We start from the raw sequence: 20,380 nt of genomic DNA on the forward strand, positions 1-20,380 counted from the left end.
CACGGCCAACCCATAATAAATGTCATGATGCTACTGTTTATATGGCTTAATGCGAGAAGGTTTCAGGCGAGGTTAGCTGTACATAAAAAAAAGCGGCGCAAGGATCATCCTTGCACCGCTTTTACCGTATTTACGCTCGTTCTATCGTGAACTCGAAAGCAAGATCCTGCTCGCCCGAGATCGTATATTCCTCATGCACCGGAGCACCCCAGCTGTCGTCGCCGCCGACGCCCATCTGGCGCCCTGCTACCGTGATAACCGTGTAGTGCACCTCCGGCAGCTCGTAATGATGCTGCGCGTTCTCCAGCTCGAACGCCGTATAAGGCGATACATTACATTCCACCGGCTCACCGCTCGAGACGATACGAATGCCTTGTCCATCACGATTGCGTACGCTTAGACGTCTAACGCCCATACGGTTGCCTGACTCCTGAGGCACGGCATATGCAGCAACATTGTCTGCCGCCGTATTCTCGAAAATGCATAACCGCGCGCCGTTCGCACGGTCAGCATAGTTCTCCTCGGGCCCCATTGCATACCATTCCAACTGATCGTAATCGGCCTTCACCTTGAACGACACGGCGAAGATCGGCAGACGAGGCAGCCCTTGAGCACCTTTGTATTCCGCTTGCACTCGAATCGAACCGTTCGCGCTTACGGTATACGCAATCTTAGCTTCAGCCGTCTCGCTGATCGAGAAGCGGAATCGATAAGCTACTGTTATAGAGCTTCCGTCCTCTGCCTCCGACACGTCGATTCCTACACATTTGCGAGTAAGACTTGCTGCATACCATAGACCGGAATCATAACCCTGAGCGTACCCTTTGTCATTGTCCGTCGTCGCCCGCCAGAATAGCGGCGCAGGCGGCATAGCGATCATCTCGCGTCCCTCGAATACGATCGACGTCATCGTATGGGCCTGCTTCGAGAACATAATGCGGAAATCAGTACCATGCACGCCGATGTTCACATCCCCGTTCGCAACTCTTAGCTTGCCATTAGACGATGCTGTACGTGCAGCCTCACCGGCAACCTTGAAGATATGCTCACCGAACGCGATCTCATAACCTTCTTCCGCCCAAAGCGTCTGCTCCTTCAGCGTAAGTAGAGCATGAACCGCATATTCGCCTGGCAGAGCAACCTGCTCCTCGATATTAAAGCTTATCCGTGCTTCTTCGCCTGCCGCAACAGCCGCTTCCAATGGGAAGCGGTGTACTTCATGACCTTCGCGGAACAAAGCTATTTCAAGCGAGAATGCCTCCGTATTCACGAACAAGTTCTCGTTGCGAATAAACACGCTGTCGCGCTCCGGAACAAGCTTCACGTTCTGATACAGGAACTTCACGTCCTGCATCTTCGGCGACAGCTCGCGGTTCGCATAAACGATGCCGTTCGTGCAGAAGTTGTAATCGGTCGCCCGATCATCGAAGTCGCCGCCGTAAGCGAGGAACTCGTCACCGTAACGGTTCTCCTTCACGATAACTTGATCGATGTAATCCCAGATGAAGCCGCCTTGGTACATCGGGTACTTCTGCTCGAGATCCGTATACTTGCGCATGCCGCCAAGGGAGTTGCCCATTGCGTGCATGTACTCGCAGCTGATATAAGGCTTGTCCGGATTATTGTCCAAATACTCCTCGATATCCGCAGGTTTCGCATACATCCGGCTTTCCATATCGCTTGCTTCGGTGAATGCGCGGTCATAGAATACGCCCTCGTAATGAACGAGACGGCCCGGATCAACCGTACGGAAGTACCTTGCAACGTTCACAAGCACATCGCCCACGTACGATTCGTTGCCAAGCGACCAAATAATAACGGACGGATGGTTCTTGTCCCGCTCGTAGAGCGAAATCGCGCGATCCATCACGATGTCCTGCCATTCCGGATTGCTTCTAGGAATGTTCCACGATGGCTCAACGGCGCCCATCTTCTGCCAAGAGCCATGTGTCTCCAAATTCATTTCGTCGATGACGTAAATGCCGTATTCGTCGCAAAGCTCATACCAATAGCTCTGATTCGGATAGTGGGATGTCCGTACGGCGTTCATATTGTTGCGCTTCAGCGCCTTGATGTCCCACAGCATATCCTCGTTCGTAATCGCACGTCCGCGGCGGCTGTTGAATTCATGGCGATTAACCCCTTTGAACACAATGCGCTTGCCGTTCAGCTTCATAATCTTATCTTCCATCTCGAAGCGGCGGAAGCCGACGCGCACCGGGATGACTTCGATCTCATTGCCGTTCGCACCAATAATTCGAACATACAAGCTGTACAAATTCGGCTGCTCGGCACTCCACAACGAAGGATTTTTCACTCGAAGCGAAGTACGTTCTGACTCCAAATCGTCCAGGACAATCTCTTCTGATACGATCAACAAGCCATCGACATCGCACAAATCCAGAACCGCTTTCGTTCCAGCTGGCACAACCGAGCGAAATGCGAGCGCTACGTTCAACGAACCGCTGTCATAACGATCGTTAAGCTCCGTCCGCAAGGACACGTCCTGCACATGCACCTCAGGTACGGTATAGAGATACACGTCACGGAAGATGCCGGAGAAACGCCAGAAATCCTGATCCTCCAGCCAGCTACCCGTACTGCGCTGGTACACCTCTACAGCAAGCTTGTTGTCGCCTTCTTTCAGGAAAGGCGTCAATTCGAACTCGGATGGCGTGAAGCTGTCTTCCCCATATCCGATGAATTCGCCATTCAGCCACACGTAGAATGCAGTCTCCACGCCTTGGAACGAAATAAACAACGGCCCGCCTGCCATGTGCTCCGGTACGAAGAAGCTTCTTGCATAGCTGCCTACCGGATTATGATCCGAGGAGATTTGCGGCGGGCGTAAGTCCTCATGTCCATCCCATGGATACATCGTATTCACATATTGCGGCTGGCCGTAGCCTTGCAGCTGAATATGTCCGGGAACCATAATTTCATTCCATCCCGATACGCTGAATGAGGTCTTATAGAAATCAACAGGCCTGCTGGCCGGGTTTACTGCGTAATTAAACTTCCACGCTCCATTCAAGGAATGCCTCCAAGGCATCGCTTCCTTGCGCTGAGCTTCTGCAAGAGATGCGTAATACTTATGATCGGAATGGGCTGGCAGCCGATTCACGGCAAATACCGCCGGATCGCTCAGCCAGTCCAAGCTTGCGTTTATTGCTCTCATATCGACAAACCTCTCCTATCGTGCTTACTCTGTCTGTAGTTGCAATCAATCTCTGTCGCTTACTTAACCGATCCTGTCATACCAGCCACAAAATGCTTCTGCATCAAGAAGAATACAATAGCCGTTGGGAGCGTCGCGATCAGAATAACGGTCATGATTACCCCGTAATCCGGCGCGTAGCTGGAGCCCATATTGGAAATCAGAAGCGGAATCGTCCTTTTCTCCGGCGATTGCAGCACGACGAGCGGCCACAAGTAGTTGTTCCAGCTCGACATGAACGTAATGATCGCCGCTGCCGCATAAGTCGTCTTCATCGTCGGCATATAGATGCGGAAGAACACGCCAAGCTCGTTCAAGCCGTCAATTCTTCCCGCTTCAAGCATGTCCTTAGGGAACATTTTCGTGCTCTGACGGAAGAAGAAAATTAAGAACGCAGTCGTTACCGTAGGCAAAATAACGGAAGAAATCGTGTCAATGCCGATGAACGGCACGGTTTGCGATATCGTTCCGAACATGCGGTACAACGGTACCATAAGCGCCGCGAACGGGATCATCATCGAGAGCAGCAAGATGCTGAACACGACATCCTTCGCTTTGCTTTTGAAAATTTCAAAGCCGTATCCGGCAAGCGAAGCAATCAGCATCGCAAGCAATGTAGTCAAAATCGAGATTTTCGCCGAATTAATTAGCGACGGCAGGATGTCCACGTCGTTAAACGCTTTGTCCAAGTTCTCGAACAAATATTTGCCCGGCAGCAGCTTTCCCTTTGTAATGTCGATGGAACGATTCGTTGTGCTGGTAATCATCCATAGGAATGGGAAAATCGATACGATCGCCGACGCGCTTAGAAATACATATATAAATATCCGCTTGAGCTTAGTCATTGCGATCACCTGCCAATTTGAACTGAAGAATCGAGAAGATAACGATCAAGATAACGATGGCATACGATACAGTCGCCGCGTAACCGAAGTCGGGCGTGTACTTGAACGACAGGTTGTAAATGTATTGCGAGAGCGTCATCGTCGCATTGCCCGGTCCGCCCTTCGTAATGTTCATAACCTCGTCGAACAATTGCAGCGTACCAATCGTTGACGTAATGGATGTGAACAAAATGATTGGTTTCAGAAGCGGTACCGTTATTTTCGTAAACTGCTTGAAAGAGGACGCGCCATCGATGCGCGCAGCTTCGTAGATGGAGCCGTCTATATTTTGCAGCGCCGATAAGTAGAAAATCATGTTGTAACCGGTCCAGCGCCATGTAATCGCGATTATGATCGTAATCTTTGCCCAGAACGGATCTGTGATCCATTGGATAGGCACGGAAATCAGATGAAGTTTGAGCAGCATCTCATTGATGAGTCCATCTGCGCCGAACAAATATTTGAATATAACTGAATAGGCAACGAGCGACGTTACCGCCGGCAGAAAAATAGCCGTCCGGAAAAAACCTTTTAGCTTCAAGTCCTTGTCATTCAACAGTACGGATATAAACAGCGCAAGCACGATCATGATCGGCACTTGCACAATCAGATACAGGAATGTATTCGTCAGTGTCGTTATAAACGTGGAATCACTGAACAGCCGCGTATAGTTGTCCAAACCGACATATGACAGATTCGTTCCAGTACCCGATTGGAATGACATTAATAATGCTCGTATCATCGGATAGAAATAAAAGGCACATATCATAATTACCGCAATAGCGATAAATGACCAGCCAATGACATTTGTTTTGTTGCGTAAATTTACAGATTTGGCTTCTCTCACTTTACTGTCATCTCCTTCCAGCATTCGTTTTTATCTCTAAAATAACCTTGGACACCTGCCGCCCGCTTATCCGCCGGCAGCCGATGTCCAAGGCCGTACCACATACTACTCTATTTCAATTGGGAGTCTGCTTGTTTCTGAGCGTCGGCAAGCACTTGATCGATTGCTTTGCCGTTCAGGTAATTTTGCATTTCCACAACCATAATGTCTTCAACTGCGTAAGTGTGCATGCCGTAGTTGACATTAGGAATTTGAGCTGTCCAAGCAGCAAAGTCCGTTACGATATGTTGTCCGCCGAAGAACTCGTTAGCCGCTTTGTAAGCTTCGCCTTCTGCAGCAGGCTTGTACGTTCCGATTGCGCCGATTTCCGTAACAAGCTTTTGGTACAGATCAACATTCGAACCGAATGTAGCGCCGAGGAATTCAGCCGCCTTTTCTTTGCCTGGAACGTTAAGGACATACCACGAGCTGCCGCCAAGGTTGGAAGCATGAACCGATTTGTCGTTGTTTGTCAGCTTAGGAAGCGGAACGATCGCCCATTTGCCGGATTGATCAGCGGCAGCCGTAATGGATGGCGTGAACCAGTTGCCTGTTGGTACGGAGGCAGCGTCGCCGTTGTTGTAGTTAGCAACGAATTGGCTCCAGTCCGCATGAATTTTAACAATGTTTGCGTCCATCATTTTTTTGTATGTTTCCATAGCTTCTTTCAAAGCCACATTTCCTGCGATGTCAGCTGTTTTGCCGTCTTCTTTCAGGTACCACGAGCCAGCGGATTGCGCCATAACGCGGATGATGCCTAGATCGTTCGGGTCAAGGGAAATCCAGTATTTTCCTGTTTTCTCTTTTACCGCTTTGCCGATCTCGATGTACTTGTCCCAAGTAATGTCTTGCATGTCAGCTACCGTGTAGCCAGCTTGCTCGAGATAGTCCGTTCTTACATAAACGCCAGTTACGCCGGAGTCGAATGGAAGACCGTATTGTTTGCCGTCGAAGCTTGTCGGGCCGATTTTGTAATCAGCGAAGTCTTCTGTTTTGAACGAATCCGTCAACGGGTAGAATGCATCAGGATAAGCTTGCAAGAAGCTTTGTGCGCGGTAGTCCTCGATCAATACGATGTTTGGAAGACCTTTGGTCGTGCCGGAGCTAAGACCCGTATTCAGCTTTTGAACGATATCGTTCTGAGCGTTCTCGATAATGTCGATCGTTACATCCGAGTGATCGGCTGCATAAGCATCTTTCGCGAGGTTCATCGCTTTGATGTTGAAGTTCGGATCCCAAGCCCAGACTGTTACTTTGCTTGTTTCACCTGCAGCATTGTCAGTACCTGTATTGTTGTTCGTGTTGTCCGTGTTGGACGAGCAGGCTGTGAAGATCATGATGCACACAACCAGCAATGGCAATAATTTTTTCACTTTTGAAGACCTCCGTCTCTCTTTGTAAAATGCTGTAAGCGGTTTCCCGTTTACTGCTTTATCGTAGCATCTTGATTATCGTGCCCGTTAGGATAATCTTTGCTTCGTTTAGTGAAATTATTATAAAAAAAAGTCCGAGCCTCTAAGTCGTTTGCACGATTTTTAGAAACTTGGACAATTTTTATCCTTTGAGCAGCGGAAGGCGAACTTTCACCTTCGTCCCTTCCCCTAACTCGCTTGAAATCGATACGCCGTATTCATCTCCATACAGCAGCTTAATACGATCATGAACGTTTCTTACGCCAATGCCGGTGAACAGCTGCCTGGTGCCTTTCGATTGATCTGGTAATTGCTCGGCGGTAATGACCATGCCATCGCCATTGTCGACGATCTCGCAGACGAGTGCGTTCAGCTCTTGGGCGACCAGGATGTAAATATGCCCCTCGGACTTCTTGTTGAAGCCGTGGAAAAAGGCGTTCTCGATAAACGGCTGTATAATTAGCTTCGGTACCATATAACCCATGCAGTCAGGCGAGACGAAATAATTAACCTTGATCTTCTCCCCGTAGCGCACATGATTAATGAACACATAGTTCCGCATGTTGACTAGCTCTTGACTGATCGTAATCGTCTCGCTGACGTTGCCGATCGAATTTTGCAGCAGTGAAATAAGCGCGTTGATCGTATCGGCCGCCTTATCCTTGCTCCCTTGCTGCACCATAAATTTCACAGAAGCCAGTGTGTTGTATAGAAAGTGCGGATTAATCTGCTGCTGCAGCGCTTCAAGCTCCGCGTTCCGCTGCCTCCGCTGCGTCTCGACCAGTTCGTCCACGTAATCGTGTAGCTCGTCGAGCATCGCATTAAACGCCTGCCCCAGCTGTCTCGTCTCATAGCTGCCGCCAACGGTGACATAATGATCGAACTCGTATTTGGATATCGTCGATATTTGTTTCACTAGTCTGGACAAAGACTTCGTCATTCGGCCGGATATGAGGAACACGATCAGAAGCGCTATAGACACGATTGCCGTAACGATAAGCACAATTGCACGCGTATCCATCAGTTGCCCAATCGCCGTCTCCTTGTCGATGACGTTCACGAGATAAAGATCCTGCGATTCCAAATATTTCGCGATTAGCAATTCATCCTTGCCTAATCGATCCACGCTCTTGTATTCCAGCGATTGTTCGACAATCTCATGGGCTTTATCTAACAGATCGGGATCGGATTGGCCAATCCAATCCGTGCGGTTAGAAGAAATAATCATGCCTTTGCCATTCAAGATAACGACATCATTGCCTAAGCTCGTATACGATTCGTAGAGTTGCTTGAATTCACGTTCGCGAATGGAGAAATACATCGCCCCGTAGACATAGCCTGTCGTCCTCTCCATGAATGCCTTTGAAGCGACGATAGAAGCCTGCCCGGTCGCTGTTTCGGAGGGCTCGACATAATCGAATTGATAAAGCAGCTTCTTCGGCTCCTTGAGCGTCTGCTGGGTAATGGGATGAGCTTGAATTTGGTTGTCGGTCAGCGGCCATATCGAACGGTCGGTAGCATAGCTTCGGCCGTTATTGCCCGTAATTGTAAGCCCTACCTCATACGAATCCACAATAGAGGTGATTCGTTTCATTTGCTGATTCATGTTGTAATACGTTTTGGCGATCGAATTCGAATTGCCTTCGCTCTCCGTCAGGAAGTTCTTGATCGAACCGCTTTGAAGCATCGTGTTGGACGCTAGAACGATCGAATAGTTAAGCGAGCTGAAGCTCTTCTCGATCTGGGTCAGCACCTTCGAATTCGTTATGCTGAACGTCTGCATGAAGAGACGCTCAGACGTATTGAGCGTAACCCATGTAATGGCAATCGCGACTGCAACGATACTGAGGAGCATGACAAGAAACATTTTCACAAACAATCTGTTGTTGCGGAATCGATCATTTACCCTTCTAATCATTATCGGTTCATTCCTTATTTCATGTATTGTCGACGGTAGCTGCTAGGCGAATGTCCGGTATGACGCTTGAATACCTTGCAGAAGTAGCTATGATCCGAATAGCCGACCAAGCCGCTTATCTCGGAGATCATCGCCTCTCCCTTGCGCAGCAGCGAAGCTGCCTTATCTGTCCTTACTTTGTGCAAATATTCGATGAACCCTTCCTCGTTATGCGTCGAGAAGTAGCTCGATAGGTAAGAGGGGTTGAAATGAAAATGCTTCGCCATCTCCGTCAGGTTAAGCGGCTCGGCATAATGTTCATCGATATAATCTAGCAGCCGCTTCATATTGACGTTGCCGGTCTGGGACTGTTCGGACTTGTCCGCAATACATGCCTTCGCAAGTACGATGAATTGCTCTAATGCCGCAATCGCTTCATTCGCAGTAGCCGCGTCTTCTATCGCTTTGAAATAAGTGAACTTGTTGTTGTCCAGCTCCTTATTGTCATACTTCATATTGCCGAGCAGTACCGTCATATTGAAAATAAGATTGCCTAGAATGGACTTGAATTCGAACACGTTCATCTTGTAATTCGACGATAAGGCAAGCACATGTCCGCTTAAATAGTCGAAAGCCTCGTTGAATCGCTCGCGCTTGAATTCATCGGTGAACCGGTTCAAGTTGAATGGCTCAATCGTCGTTGTCGGTAGCTTAGGCAGATCATTATATATGAATAACTGAACCTCAGGCAGGAAGAAGCCGTAATCCATTAGCTTCCGCATATTTTCTTCATATCGTTCACGCAGAAGCGTCAACTCTTCGAAAGGCTCTCCAATTACAATCGCCTTGCCGGCAGTGAATTCGGCAACCTGTGCAAATAATTGCCCGGCTTGCCGCAGAATTCTGTCACATCCGCTTTCATTCGTATTAACGAGCAGCACGGTACATTCGGAGCCTATTGGAAGCTGCTGGACGATCGATTGTTCAGCAATTAGCTGCTCCAGCGCCTTTCGTGTTTCCTGTACGAACCGTGTACCCGCTCCCTCCACTACTTTCGATCCTACTAGAACATAATACGAATGCGGCAAATAGTCTTTAGCAGCCGGAAGGCCGTCCTCAATGTCATAGCCGGATAAAATCTTCTCCAACAACGAGTCTAGCGACAGTCTGTTATCGGACTCCAACTGTTCACTGCCCAGACCCGGAATTTTGTCTGCGGCTAGCTTAAGCACGCTAAGCAGATGGCGCATATCAAGCTTCGGCTTCAGAATATAGTCCGCAACGCCGCTCTGGAACGTCGAACGCACATAGTTGAATTCACCGAAGCTGCTTAGGATAATAACCTCGATTTCCGGATAACGCTGCTTGATGATTCTCGTCAGTTCCTCGCCATCCATGACTGGCATGACGATATCCGTTATCACGATATGCGGCCGCAGCTCCTCGATCAGCGCGAGCGCTTCACTGCCATTCGATGCTTCGCCGACGATTTGGAAGCCTTCCTGCTCCCAATTCATGAAATGCTTAATCCCTTGCCTTATGAGTTGTTCGTCATCGACGATTAATACTTTGCAATAATTGAACGCGGTCATAATGACGCCTCCAGGCCTACACATATTTGTACAGCCATTATAACCGATTATGATTATGTGTCTATTCGAAAAAAGGCAGAACAATGAACCAAGAGCGCGTCTACAGCACGTTCATGGTTCATTGTTCTGCTTCGTTAATGCAATATCGTATTCACATAGATACCGTTTACGGGTACGGCTATTTGATTAAAGTGACTGACGAGCAGCGTAAGATTATCCTCAAGCACCTGACCGAACATCGGCTCACCATGACCGGTTATGGCTAAGCTCGGCTTAAGTGCGGCAAGCTTCTTTACCGATTGCTCCGCTTGTGCCCAGTCCGTCGTAAAATATTTGGGCGGGCCGCTAATTTCCTGCTCCTGAGTAATCACTTTATACAGTGATTCTTGCTTGACGGTTACAAATGCATCACCCGCTATAAGCGTGCCGTCTTCTTGTCGAAATAATGAAATATGACCCGGCGTATGGCCCGGCGTATGCACCCAGCTCCAGCCCTTCAGTCCTGGTATGCTGCCGTCTTCCGGCAGCGCCTTCACATGATCGTCAAGATTAATTCCCTCATGCGGAAAATAAGGAGAAAGCTCCGATATCATCCCTCCGTCTACAGTGGGATCAGCTGGCGGATAATCCGCAATCCCCGTTAAGTAAGGGAGCTCCAATGGATGTGCGTAGACCGGTGCCTTCCAATGCTCAATCAATTCAACAATAGCGCCGACATGGTCAAAGTGTCCATGCGTCAGCACGATTGCGCTTGGCCCTGTTTCGAACCTCTTCTCCGCTTCCTTAATGATCTTTTTCGCGGAACGCGGCATTCCGGCATCGACGAGCACCCAGCCCTCATCGCCCTGCTTCGGGTCTCCAATAAAGCAAACGTTAACGATTTGAACCGAATAACAATAAATATCCGGCCGATAGGCCAATCCATTGCCGCTTGCCATGGACGTAAGCGGCATGAGCTTGTGCTCGAATTCATTTTCCACCTCAACCATTCCCTCTTCCTCATGTATACGCTCCTTCCTATAACCTCTCCAACCTGTTCAAAAAAATGATTTGGAATTAAATACAAATCCACTGAGCAAAATAGATGAAACTATGAAGCAGCATAAGGAGTCCATTCATGAATAAATCAAATAAATCAGAAGCGTTGCCCCAATTTCCCGATTCCTATTGGATCCATTCAACAGACAAACTCCCAACCTTTCCAAAGCTTGAGCAAGACCTTAGCACCGATGCGGTTGTTGTTGGCGGAGGAATTTCGGGCATAACAACGGCCTATTTGCTAGCAAAAGAAGGTTTGAAAGTCGTGCTGCTAGAAGCAGGCGTCCTCCTTAACGGAACAACCGGACATACAACCGCGAAGATTACAGCTCAGCATGATCTTATTTACGATGAACTGGTCACGAAGGAAGGTGTGGAGAAAGCGGCCTTGTACTATAAAGCTTGCGAAGACGCACTCCAATTCATCGAAAAGAATGTCGAGAAGTATAAAATCGACTGTGGATTTACCAAGCAGTCTGCTTATGTGTATACGAATTCCGAGCCATACTTAGCCAAGCTGGAGAAGGAAATCGCAGCCTACTCGAAGCTTGGCATGCCTGGTGAGCTCCAAGATCGCATTCCGCTTCACATTCCTTCTAAGGCGGCGCTGGTCCTTCATAATCAAGCTCAATTTCACCCCTTGCACTACCTAAGCACCCTTTTATCCGAGCTTGTCAAGGAAGGTGCAGAGATTTACGAGCATACGACGGCTGTCGATGTGGAGAGCGGCATGATGCCTCAAGTCATAACGAGCAACGGACATCGTATTTCATGCAAGCATGTGGTCTCTTGTTCCCATTTCCCCTTTTATGACGGAATGGGCTTTTATTTTGCTAGAATGCATGCAGATCGCTCTTATGTGCTTGGAGTTAAAAGCAAGGACAACTATCCAGGCGGTATGTACCTAAGTGCGGAGGATCCGAAACGCTCTATTCGGTATACCGATACCGCAAGCGGCGACAAACTCCTCATTATTGGCGGACAAAGCCATAAGACCGGTCAAGGCATATGCACTATCAATCATTATGAAGAATTGCGCAAATTCGCTGTAGAACATTTTGGGCTGGAGGAGATTAGTTACCGCTGGTCGGCGCAGGACCTTGTAACGGGTGACAAAGTTCCTTATATCGGTCGCATAACCGAATCGTCCCCGAACGTTTATGTCGCCACCGGTTATCGCAAATGGGGAATGACAGGCGGCACAGCCGCGGCTCTGCTCATTCGCGATTTGATCATGGAACGCGCTAACCCGTATGAGGAGCTGTATTCGCCTTCGCGATCGTATTCGTTAACTGCCATCAAAAATGTAGTTGTCGACAACTTGGATGTGGCGAAACATTTAATCGAAGGCAAACTGGATATTGTTCATAAGCATCCCACGGATATGCAAAATGATGAAGGTGGTGTCGTAAGGCATAATGGCAAGAGAGCAGGCGCATATAGGGATAAGTCTGGAAAGCTATATATCGTAGACACGACCTGTACGCATATGGGCTGTGAGGTGGAGTGGAACAACGGCGACCGCACCTGGGATTGTCCTTGCCACGGCTCTCGATTTTCAGTTAATGGCGATGTGATCGAAGGGCCTGCTGAACAGCCGCTGCCACAATTGTCGCAATAACCTTCCGCATCCTGCATTTTCCTAAGTATCCATATTCATTGTCTTTAAAATGAGCTGAAAATCTCCGATGTATTGTAGATGACGATTGTAATCTTTCGATTACCAACTCAGAAATTGCATCCCGGAGGTTTTCTTTTGCCTTTTACTCAGACAGAACCCAAGCTTATCGCGCTTCTCGATGGCTTTGGCCATAATTGGCATACTCATCTTTATTTTCTTGGCGACAAACAATGGTTTCATGATTCGGATCAAAGAGCGTTCATCGCTTACCGATCGATAGGCAATCGGGATATCGTGCTGGGGGATCCTGCTGGCGACCCGCAAGCGCATCGCCGAGTCATTGAGCAATTCATTGTTTACTGCCTCGCACGGCGGCGAACGCCGGTATTCTATCAGACGAGTTCAACGTATCTCCCTCTCTTTAACGACTTGGGCTTGTCTTGCAAGAAGATTGGACAGGAGGCGCGGGTCGAGCTTGGCGCTTTTCACTTGAACGGCAAAGCCTGGCTCAAGCTGCGCAATCGGCTTAATAAATTTCATCGCAGCGGCTATAGGCTGAAGGTGCTGCAGCCTCCGTATACGGAGGAATTCCTGTCCAAGCTCCAAGCAATATCGGATGAATGGCTTCGCAAACGGAAAGAAAAGAGTTTCTCGGTCAGCGCTTTTACTCCGGAATATGTGGGTCGCTTCCCGGTAGCCGTTCTGATTGACCCTGACGGAAACATGACCGCGTTTGTTACACTGCCTGGCGACCCTCCATTGGCAGAAGCCGTTTCCACCATGGACGTTTCTGCCAAAGGTCAAATTACGCTGGATCTGATGCGTTATTCGCAAGCTTGTCCGCATGGAACGATGGATTTCCTATTTCTGTCGGTTCTGCTATGGGCTAAGGAGAATAAATACGCAGTCTGCAGCTTAGGAGCAGCGCCACTGGCGAACGTGTGCGATTCCGCAATCGCTAAACTCATTTATAGGTACGGCAACAAGCTATACAACTTTAAAGGACTGTATGAGTACAAAAATAAATTTGAACCGCAATGGAAGGATGTCTACCTCGTCGGAGCTCCTGCAACCTTGCCCTATTCTGCTTTGCTGCTGACGCTTCTCGTACATTCGCCTTGCCCTGACAAGCTGTTTTCGCTCGAGTCCCCGTTCAAACGTCTCGTATCACGAAGATCCAGAAACTATAATCTTGATTAATACTAGGTACTAATCATGTGTTATACTCATTGCAGCGCATATTGCGATCAGATCATCAGCACTTGGAGGTTTTATTCAATGTCAGGATTACTTACCGGAAAAAATATTATCGTCATGGGTATCGCCAACGAACGAAGCATTGCTTGGGGAATTACGAAGTCGCTGCACGAGGCGGGGGCTAACTTGATTTTCACATATAGGAAGGAACGTTCCTTTAACAAATTGACGCAATTGCTCGCGGCCAACGGAATCGAGCCGCTGCTATGCGTGTCTTGCGATGTGGCAGACGATGCGAGTATCGCTGCGGCATTCCGCGAGATTGAGGCGAAAGTACCCGTTATTCACGGTCTTGCCCACTCTGTCGCATTCGCTGAGAAGGAAGATTTGCAAGGCGAGTATGTCGATACAACTCGCGAGGGCTATCACTTGTCTCAAGATATTAGCGCCTATTCGCTCGTCGCGATGGCTAAGGAATGCAAGAAGCTCATGACAGAGGGCGGCAGCATCGTTACTCAATCTTATCTCGGCGCGGAGCGCGTCGTAAAAAACTATAATGTTATGGGCGTTGCGAAGGCTGCGCTGGAAGCAAGCGTAAGATACTTGGCAGACGATCTCGGCAAATACAATATCCGCGTCAATGCGATCTCGTCCGGACCGATTCGCACACTCTCTGCCAAAGGCGGCGTAGCTGGATTCACCGATCTGTTCTCGACGATTCAAGACAAATCGCCGCTCCGCAAGAACGTCGATCAGGATGAAGTTGGCGATGCGACCATGTTCCTGTTAAGCAAGCTGTCGCGAGGCATTACAGGCGAGGTTCTTCACGTCGATTCGGGATATCACATTCTCGGTTATTAAGCTCACATGACACAGGCTGTCGCTAATTTTGCGACAGCCTGTTTTGATGCGCTTACCTCATTCTCTCCTGCCAATCGATCCGTAGTCCATTTGGCTGGATTTCATCCACCCTAATTAGGGTTTCGACTTACGTTTGACCGTTTGATTGGAATTTGTAGCCCACGACCGATTATAGTTCTATTCCGAAATATTGTTTCAAGCTCAACTTGTATTGCTCCTGCGAATCGGGTACAAATGAGTTAAAGCTCTCCGCTTTGAAAATACGGAATTCATCGCCTGCAATCGTGTTGCGACCACTCTCCGTTCGAATCGCAACCATGGAAGCCTTCTTGAATTTCGAGTCCGGGCTAGTCGAGCACCAATAGGAAGTGGTCTCGAAGTCAATCGCCAAAGTAGGCTCTTCGGTAAACGAATAGATCCCCCTCCACTCCTCGCCTTTCTTCTCTTCCAGCATCCATCCGTAAATGGAATCTCTCATTAATCGATAGCTTTCATCCTGCTGTACTTGCGGTGTATCGGTAACCAGCATGAGCGGCCAGCGAGGTGCAGCTGCCCCTGCGCCCACATCCACGATATATTTCTCCCCATCTATCTCTACCTGCAGGATATGATGTCTACGCTTCGAGGGCACGACCTCCTCGTCTCTCCAAAATCGACCAAAATAGTTCGTCACACGGTACCCTAGCCTGTCAAGCAACCAGCCGAACAAGGCATTAAGCTCGAAACAATAACCGCCCCGACCGCGGGTAACGATTTTATCGAATAAACGTTCGATTTCTAGCGATATTGGTATGCCATTCATTACATCCAAGTTCTCGTAAGGGATGTGATGAAGATGAGCGTATTGAAGTCGGCTAAGCATATCAAGCGTTGGTGCTGCAGGACCTTCGATGCCGATCCGATTCAAATAAGCAATCACGTTTGACTCCATTTGCATGTCCTCCACCTTTCATCGTCGACTGTTCGCAACTATATATTACCACAGCTCAATTCGAAGTTGGTTGATTGTTTGATCGATGACTTCATGACGGCTCATCACCGAAAACTGAATAAACATTAATGAAACCGAATGAACATGAAGTTATTTGTTGACAAAACAGATAGAACAGGAATATCATTATCCTGAAAGATGGTAAATATTAGAGGATATTACGGGAGGGTTCAGCCATGTTAGCAGAACAACGCCGACAAAAAATTTTGGAACTGCTGCAAGCGGAAGGACGCGTTATCGCCAAAGATCTATCGGAGCAGTTCCAGATGTCCATCGATTCCATACGAAGAGACTTAACGATTATGGAAGATCAAGGCACGCTTCAGAAAACGTACGGCGGGGCGATCCCTCTCGCCGAATCACCTAAAGTTCGCACTCTCCCGCAAGGGGAAGCCAGACGTTACGGCGAAGGCGAAGCGCATCAGAACGCGATATCCAAGCTGGCTGCCTCGTATATTCACGAGAACGACACCGTATTTATCGGCGGTGCCGGCATTCAATATGGCATGTTGAAATATTTGCGCGATGATATCCCATTCACTGTCGTTACGAATTCGATCAAGATCGCAGAGGCGATTCGTAAGAAGGAGAACATCGCCGCTTACCTCATCGGGGGCAGATTAAGAGCCGAGTCGGCAGGCAGCATCATCGACACGATCGCTATCGAAATGATCAGCAAGTTCACGCTGGACATCGGCTTCGTGACCGGCGGCAGCTTGGACGCCGTCGGATTAAGCACGGCTACGCCTGAAGGAGCGGCATTCGCCCGAGCAGTCGCGCGAGTCTCTCGCAGAAATATCTGCTTGGCCCCGCATGAGAAAGTAGGACATCGGATGTTCATCTCCTCTATACCAATCGAGGAAATCGACATCGTTCTAACCGATGTTGCCTCATCAGAAACGGCCGTGAAGGAGATCGAGAAGAAGGTCGCAACTGTCGTCTACGCCGACAAGGCTTCTGATGAAATCAATCAATGAGATGAATTATGCCGTAGAACATCTAAACGGCAGTGCAGGATGACTTTCCCGCACTGCCGTTTTTAATTACTCTTCGACGATCCGATAGTTCGGCTTCACATTGTTGAAGTCCGGATTTTCGCCGCTTACCATTAAGCCCATGCCCCAATCGAAGTGCACATTCTCCGTCGGCAGATCGGCCGCGTCGCGGTACTGGAACAGTACGTTTCTGCGGGTCCGCTCGCTGCGGTTGACATCGGAGCCGTGAATCGTCAAGTAGTTGAAGAACAGCACGTCCCCCGCCTCGGCCGGGCATGGCGTTCCCGACGAGATCGGATGCTCCTTATGATTCAGGTAATGAACTCCGATATGCGGGAGAACACCCTGCTTATGCGAACCGGGAACGACGCACAAGCAGCCGTTCTCCATATCGGCATCATCAAGATGAACGCTTGCTGCCAGCATGGAATGATTGCTGTGCGGGAAGTACGGATAATCCTGATGCATCGGGAATGCCGCGCCGTTCGCCGGCGGCTTCACGAGCATTTTCGAATGGTGCAGCTGCACGTTAGGCCCGATAATTCCGTTCAATACGCTTACCATATTAGGATGGGTCGCAGCACGGGTAAACGCCGCATCATGATAATGCACGTCATGGAACCCTTTCAATACAAGCTTCTTCAGCTGCTCCGGCGGCAAGAAGTCTCCCTGCCAAGCATGGTTGGCATCCGCCTTGGCTCGCGCGGCACGCTGGATAATCCGTTCAACGGATTCTCGCATCTGCAGAACCTCCGGCTGAGAGAATACTCCCTTCACTAGCAAATAACCATTTTCTTTGTAAAATTGTACATCTTGGCTCGTAATCATATTCATTCTCCTTTGTGAGTGAAGGTTGCTAATCTGTCTTTATTATAGGTATTCTATAGTCAAAACGTATTTGCAGCCGAAGGACATCTTTTTGCAATATTACGCCAAAGGAGAAAACCTGAATATGATAAATTGGCAAGTCAGCGTCGATCGATTGAACCGGATTCCAAGAGTGCTGGAAGGCGATCAACTGACGTTTCATACTTATTATTGGGGAGCGGAGCAGCAGTTGCCGGCGAACGTCGTCCATAAACATTCTTTTTTCGAAATATGCTATGTCGACGGCGGCTCCGGCGTTTACACAGAGGAAGGCCAAACGTATCCTTTGTACGAAGGGGTGGCCTTCTGCTCCAGGCCGGGAATCTATCATCAAATCAAAGACGTGAACGGCCTCGACCTGCTGTTCGTAACCTTCGAGCCGATCGAAGAGCATTCCAGCGCAGAGAAATTCAGCCGTTATTATGAAAGGTTGGAACGCGGCGCCGTATGGCTGGATAAGAAGGAACGTTCGCCGATCATTCAGTTATGGAAATCGATGCTTGCACAGAGCGAATCGGACGGAATGCTTCCCTCATCCGTGCTTCCTCCGCTTGCCAGCTCCTTGCTTGCCTCTTTCCCGAATTTGTTCAGTCCCGTGGAGCATGAGGCCGAGATGCCGTCACCTCGCACCAACGCCGCGCATTTGATCCGGCGGGCCAAGCTGTACATTCGCGACAATCTGGCAAGCAGCTTATCGCTGCCGGAAATTGCCCGTTACCTGAGCATTTCGGAGCGGCATCTGTCCCGGTTGTTCGCTTCGGGCATCCACGAATCGTTCACGGCAACCGTTCGGTTGGAGCGGATTCGCGCCGCGGAGAAGCTACTCGGCGATACCGAAATACCGATCAAGGAAATCGCCGATCAGGTCGGATTTTCTACCGTCCATTACTTTACAAGGACATTCTCGCAAGCCAAAGGCGTCCCCCCGGCCGCCTATCGCGAAGCAAGCCGGAGAAACGCCTTATTCGTTCAACCTTAATGTTCTGTTGGACTGAGAACCTCGAACTGCTCAACCGTTTGACCGTTTACTCGAATCTGGCGGCGTGTATCGGCGATTTCACGACAAACGTTTCGCCGGTATCCGTCATCTCGTACAGCTTGCACCGGGAATCCGGCATTTTGAACGGAGAATGAACGATAAGCATCCAATTGCCCTCGAAATTGCGGAACAGCATGCCGTGTCCGCTATCATCGCGAACGAGAGGCTCCAGCTGCTCCCAAGGTCCTTCCAGCTTGCCGCTGACGGAACGCGCGATCGTCTGGACGTAGCTTCCCGCTTCGTACGTAGACCACAACATCACGAGCCGATTGCCAGACGTGCGGTACAATTGGCAGCCGTCCGTCACATACATGGAGCGCTGCGAGCGGTCTGCCGGATGATCGCCATTGTCCCAAGGGGCAGCGGAACCATCGAACAGATGGATCGGTTCTGACGAGCGGCCCGATAGATCGTCACGCAGCCGGACCGCTTCGATCGTGCCGTCGGCCGTCTGTACCCATTCATGGCAATAGACCATCCAAGGGCTGCCTTCTTCGTCGATATACAGCGATCCGTCCAGCGTCATATGCTCGGAAGGCGCGATCGGTTCATCGGAATCCATTAATTCGAACGGACCTTCCAAGGAATCGGATACCGCAACCACGGTTCCTCGCCGTTGGAGCGGATAACCGCCATGTCCCTCGCCTTCGAGCATCTTGTCATTATGGTGAAGCGTAACGAACAAATAGTAGCGCCCGTTATAAGCATGTACCTCAGGCGCCCACGCGCCATGCTGCGGATGCGCCCACGCGCCGTCGGGAATGGTGAAGACGACGTACGGTCCCTCCCACTCGGTAAGATTCCGGCTTTTGTAAGCAAGGACGCCGTAACGATTCATCCCATGCAAGCGCGGACTTCCCCCGGTGTACAAGTAATAAGTGCCTGTCTGGTCATCGGCAACGACGAACGGATCATGGGCCGGAATATCGGCCAGCTTATGGCCTGATTGCGGATTTGCTGTATCGGAAGCGGCATTGAATACGGTCATCTCGTTCATCCTTCCCATTCGAATGGATTGTGATCGCTACTGCGAGGATGGATGGATCCGCATAGATTTGAGAGGTACCATCGAATCCTCAGGAACGTAATACTTGAATTTGTTGTCGCTGATCTGTCCAAGCAGCTGGCGGCGGATCGGATCGGCGTCCTTCAGCAGCTCTTCCGACGCCGAATGATAGTCGATAGGACGCATCCAGATCGGGCTGTAGCCGAGGAACAGCTGCCTTCTCGTGAACGCGGAGTGGTTCGGCGAGCCTGCATGCCACAGGTTTTGGGCAAACACGAAGACGTCGCCCGGTTTGCCGCATACCTGAAGCTCGCCGTCAAGCTGCTGGCGCACATCCTTATGATTCGGATTATACGGCTGTTTGTGACTGCCCGGAATCACCTTCGTATTGCCGCGATCCGGCTCCGACATATCGCTCAAAATATAGCAAACCTTAATATAATAGGTTGCCGTCAAGCCGTTAATGACGGGAAACTGCGGATGCGGGCCGTCTTGATGCCAATCGATGAAGCTGTGCGTCGCCGTTTGGGCTTCGCTTGGATTCGGTTGTCTGATCGTGAGGTGCGAAATGTGAAGCTGAATGTTATGGCCAAGCAAATTAACGATTAACGGAAGAATGGCAGGCTGATCGATTAATGCTGCGATCTCGGCATGGCGTTCTACGCTGTTATAGATATTATGCGAAAGCGCTTCCGGTTCCGTCAAGACAATTTCGTCGATGGCGGCATTCAGCCGATTCACCTGTTCCTGAGACAAAATATCCGGGATAACCAAATACCCTTGTTCGTGAAATTGCTCCATTAATTTGGGTAATTCCAATTGGGCTGTTTTCATCCTTCATACCTCCTACTTGTATTTAATTTAATTATATATGTCC

The 20,380-nt window shown here is 49.5% G+C and carries 16 protein-coding genes; 5 read left to right on the top strand and 11 right to left on the bottom strand.

Annotated features, from left to right (window positions below; translation table 11 throughout):
* Nucleotides 1–130: 130 nt before the first annotated feature.
* The 7 genes from AB4Z33_RS10600 to AB4Z33_RS10630 all read right to left on the bottom strand — a co-directional run bounded on the left by AB4Z33_RS10600 (nt 131) and on the right by AB4Z33_RS10630 (nt 10,877).
* Entirely contained in the window at nt 131–3,178 is a 3,048-nt protein-coding gene (locus AB4Z33_RS10600) for a glycoside hydrolase family 2 TIM barrel-domain containing protein (protein WP_442049900.1), read from the bottom strand.
* A gap of 59 nt (nt 3,179–3,237) precedes the next feature.
* Nucleotides 3,238–4,062, bottom strand: a complete 825-nt coding sequence (locus tag AB4Z33_RS10605; protein ID WP_442049901.1) for a carbohydrate ABC transporter permease — start codon at nt 4,060–4,062, stop codon at nt 3,238–3,240.
* Nucleotides 4,055–4,870: a carbohydrate ABC transporter permease gene (locus AB4Z33_RS10610; RefSeq protein ID WP_337103404.1), complete on the bottom strand. Its 816-nt coding sequence runs from the start codon at nt 4,868–4,870 to the stop codon at nt 4,055–4,057. The genes AB4Z33_RS10605 and AB4Z33_RS10610 overlap by 8 nt, the downstream gene beginning before the upstream one ends.
* 188 nt (nt 4,871–5,058) lie before the next feature.
* The gene (locus AB4Z33_RS10615; protein ID WP_442049902.1) at nt 5,059–6,360 is read right to left on the bottom strand and encodes an ABC transporter substrate-binding protein; all 1,302 of its coding nucleotides are present in this window, start codon (nt 6,358–6,360) and stop codon (nt 5,059–5,061) included.
* Nucleotides 6,361–6,541: 181 nt separating this feature from the next.
* Nucleotides 6,542–8,314 carry a cache domain-containing sensor histidine kinase gene (locus tag AB4Z33_RS10620; protein ID WP_442049941.1) on the bottom strand — a complete coding sequence of 591 codons (1,773 nt, stop codon included), beginning with the start codon at nt 8,312–8,314 and terminating at the stop codon, nt 6,542–6,544.
* Between the two features lie 17 nt (nt 8,315–8,331).
* On the bottom strand, nt 8,332–9,888 hold the full coding sequence (locus tag AB4Z33_RS10625) for a response regulator transcription factor (protein WP_442049903.1): 1,557 nt from the start codon (nt 9,886–9,888) through the stop codon (nt 8,332–8,334).
* Nucleotides 9,889–10,022: 134 nt separating this feature from the next.
* Nucleotides 10,023–10,877 carry an MBL fold metallo-hydrolase gene (locus AB4Z33_RS10630; RefSeq protein ID WP_442049904.1) on the bottom strand — a complete coding sequence of 285 codons (855 nt, stop codon included), beginning with the start codon at nt 10,875–10,877 and terminating at the stop codon, nt 10,023–10,025.
* 128 nt (nt 10,878–11,005) lie between these two features.
* On the opposite strand from AB4Z33_RS10630, the gene AB4Z33_RS10635 reads away from it, so the two are divergent.
* The 3 genes from AB4Z33_RS10635 to fabI all read left to right on the top strand — a co-directional run bounded on the left by AB4Z33_RS10635 (nt 11,006) and on the right by fabI (nt 14,605).
* The gene (locus AB4Z33_RS10635) at nt 11,006–12,547 is read left to right on the top strand and encodes an FAD-dependent oxidoreductase (RefSeq protein ID WP_442049905.1); all 1,542 of its coding nucleotides are present in this window, start codon (nt 11,006–11,008) and stop codon (nt 12,545–12,547) included.
* Between the two features lie 135 nt (nt 12,548–12,682).
* A complete protein-coding gene (locus AB4Z33_RS10640) occupies nt 12,683–13,747 on the top strand; it encodes a phosphatidylglycerol lysyltransferase domain-containing protein (protein WP_442049906.1) in 1,065 nt (354 codons plus the stop codon).
* 78 nt (nt 13,748–13,825) lie between these two features.
* Complete coding sequence (gene fabI / locus AB4Z33_RS10645) at nt 13,826–14,605, top strand: enoyl-ACP reductase FabI (RefSeq protein ID WP_442049907.1); 780 nt, start codon at nt 13,826–13,828, stop codon at nt 14,603–14,605.
* A 169-nt stretch (nt 14,606–14,774) separates the two neighbouring features.
* Here fabI and AB4Z33_RS10650 read toward each other — a convergent pair whose 3' ends face one another.
* A complete protein-coding gene (locus tag AB4Z33_RS10650) occupies nt 14,775–15,536 on the bottom strand; it encodes an arylamine N-acetyltransferase family protein (RefSeq protein ID WP_442049908.1) in 762 nt (253 codons plus the stop codon).
* Nucleotides 15,537–15,772: 236 nt separating this feature from the next.
* Between AB4Z33_RS10650 and AB4Z33_RS10655 the strand changes: the two genes are divergently transcribed.
* The gene (locus AB4Z33_RS10655; RefSeq protein ID WP_442049909.1) at nt 15,773–16,573 is read left to right on the top strand and encodes a DeoR/GlpR family DNA-binding transcription regulator; all 801 of its coding nucleotides are present in this window, start codon (nt 15,773–15,775) and stop codon (nt 16,571–16,573) included.
* A gap of 66 nt (nt 16,574–16,639) precedes the next feature.
* On the opposite strand, the gene AB4Z33_RS10660 is transcribed toward AB4Z33_RS10655, so the two are convergent.
* Entirely contained in the window at nt 16,640–17,419 is a 780-nt protein-coding gene (locus tag AB4Z33_RS10660) for a phytanoyl-CoA dioxygenase family protein (protein WP_442049910.1), read from the bottom strand.
* 124 nt (nt 17,420–17,543) lie between these two features.
* Here AB4Z33_RS10660 and AB4Z33_RS10665 point away from each other — a divergent pair, with 124 nt between their 5' ends.
* The gene (locus AB4Z33_RS10665; protein ID WP_442049911.1) at nt 17,544–18,437 is read left to right on the top strand and encodes a helix-turn-helix domain-containing protein; all 894 of its coding nucleotides are present in this window, start codon (nt 17,544–17,546) and stop codon (nt 18,435–18,437) included.
* A gap of 46 nt (nt 18,438–18,483) precedes the next feature.
* Here AB4Z33_RS10665 and AB4Z33_RS10670 read toward each other — a convergent pair whose 3' ends face one another.
* Together AB4Z33_RS10670 and AB4Z33_RS10675 are read right to left on the bottom strand one after the other, a co-directional pair.
* The gene (locus AB4Z33_RS10670) at nt 18,484–19,485 is read right to left on the bottom strand and encodes a glycoside hydrolase family 43 protein (protein ID WP_442049912.1); all 1,002 of its coding nucleotides are present in this window, start codon (nt 19,483–19,485) and stop codon (nt 18,484–18,486) included.
* 36 nt (nt 19,486–19,521) lie between these two features.
* Nucleotides 19,522–20,337 carry a phytanoyl-CoA dioxygenase family protein gene (locus AB4Z33_RS10675; RefSeq protein WP_442049913.1) on the bottom strand — a complete coding sequence of 272 codons (816 nt, stop codon included), beginning with the start codon at nt 20,335–20,337 and terminating at the stop codon, nt 19,522–19,524.
* Between the last annotated feature and the right edge of the window lie 43 nt (nt 20,338–20,380).

This window comes from Paenibacillus sp. 2TAB19, from assembly GCF_052115185.1.
Classification (GTDB): Bacteria; Bacillota; Bacilli; order Paenibacillales; family Paenibacillaceae; genus Pristimantibacillus.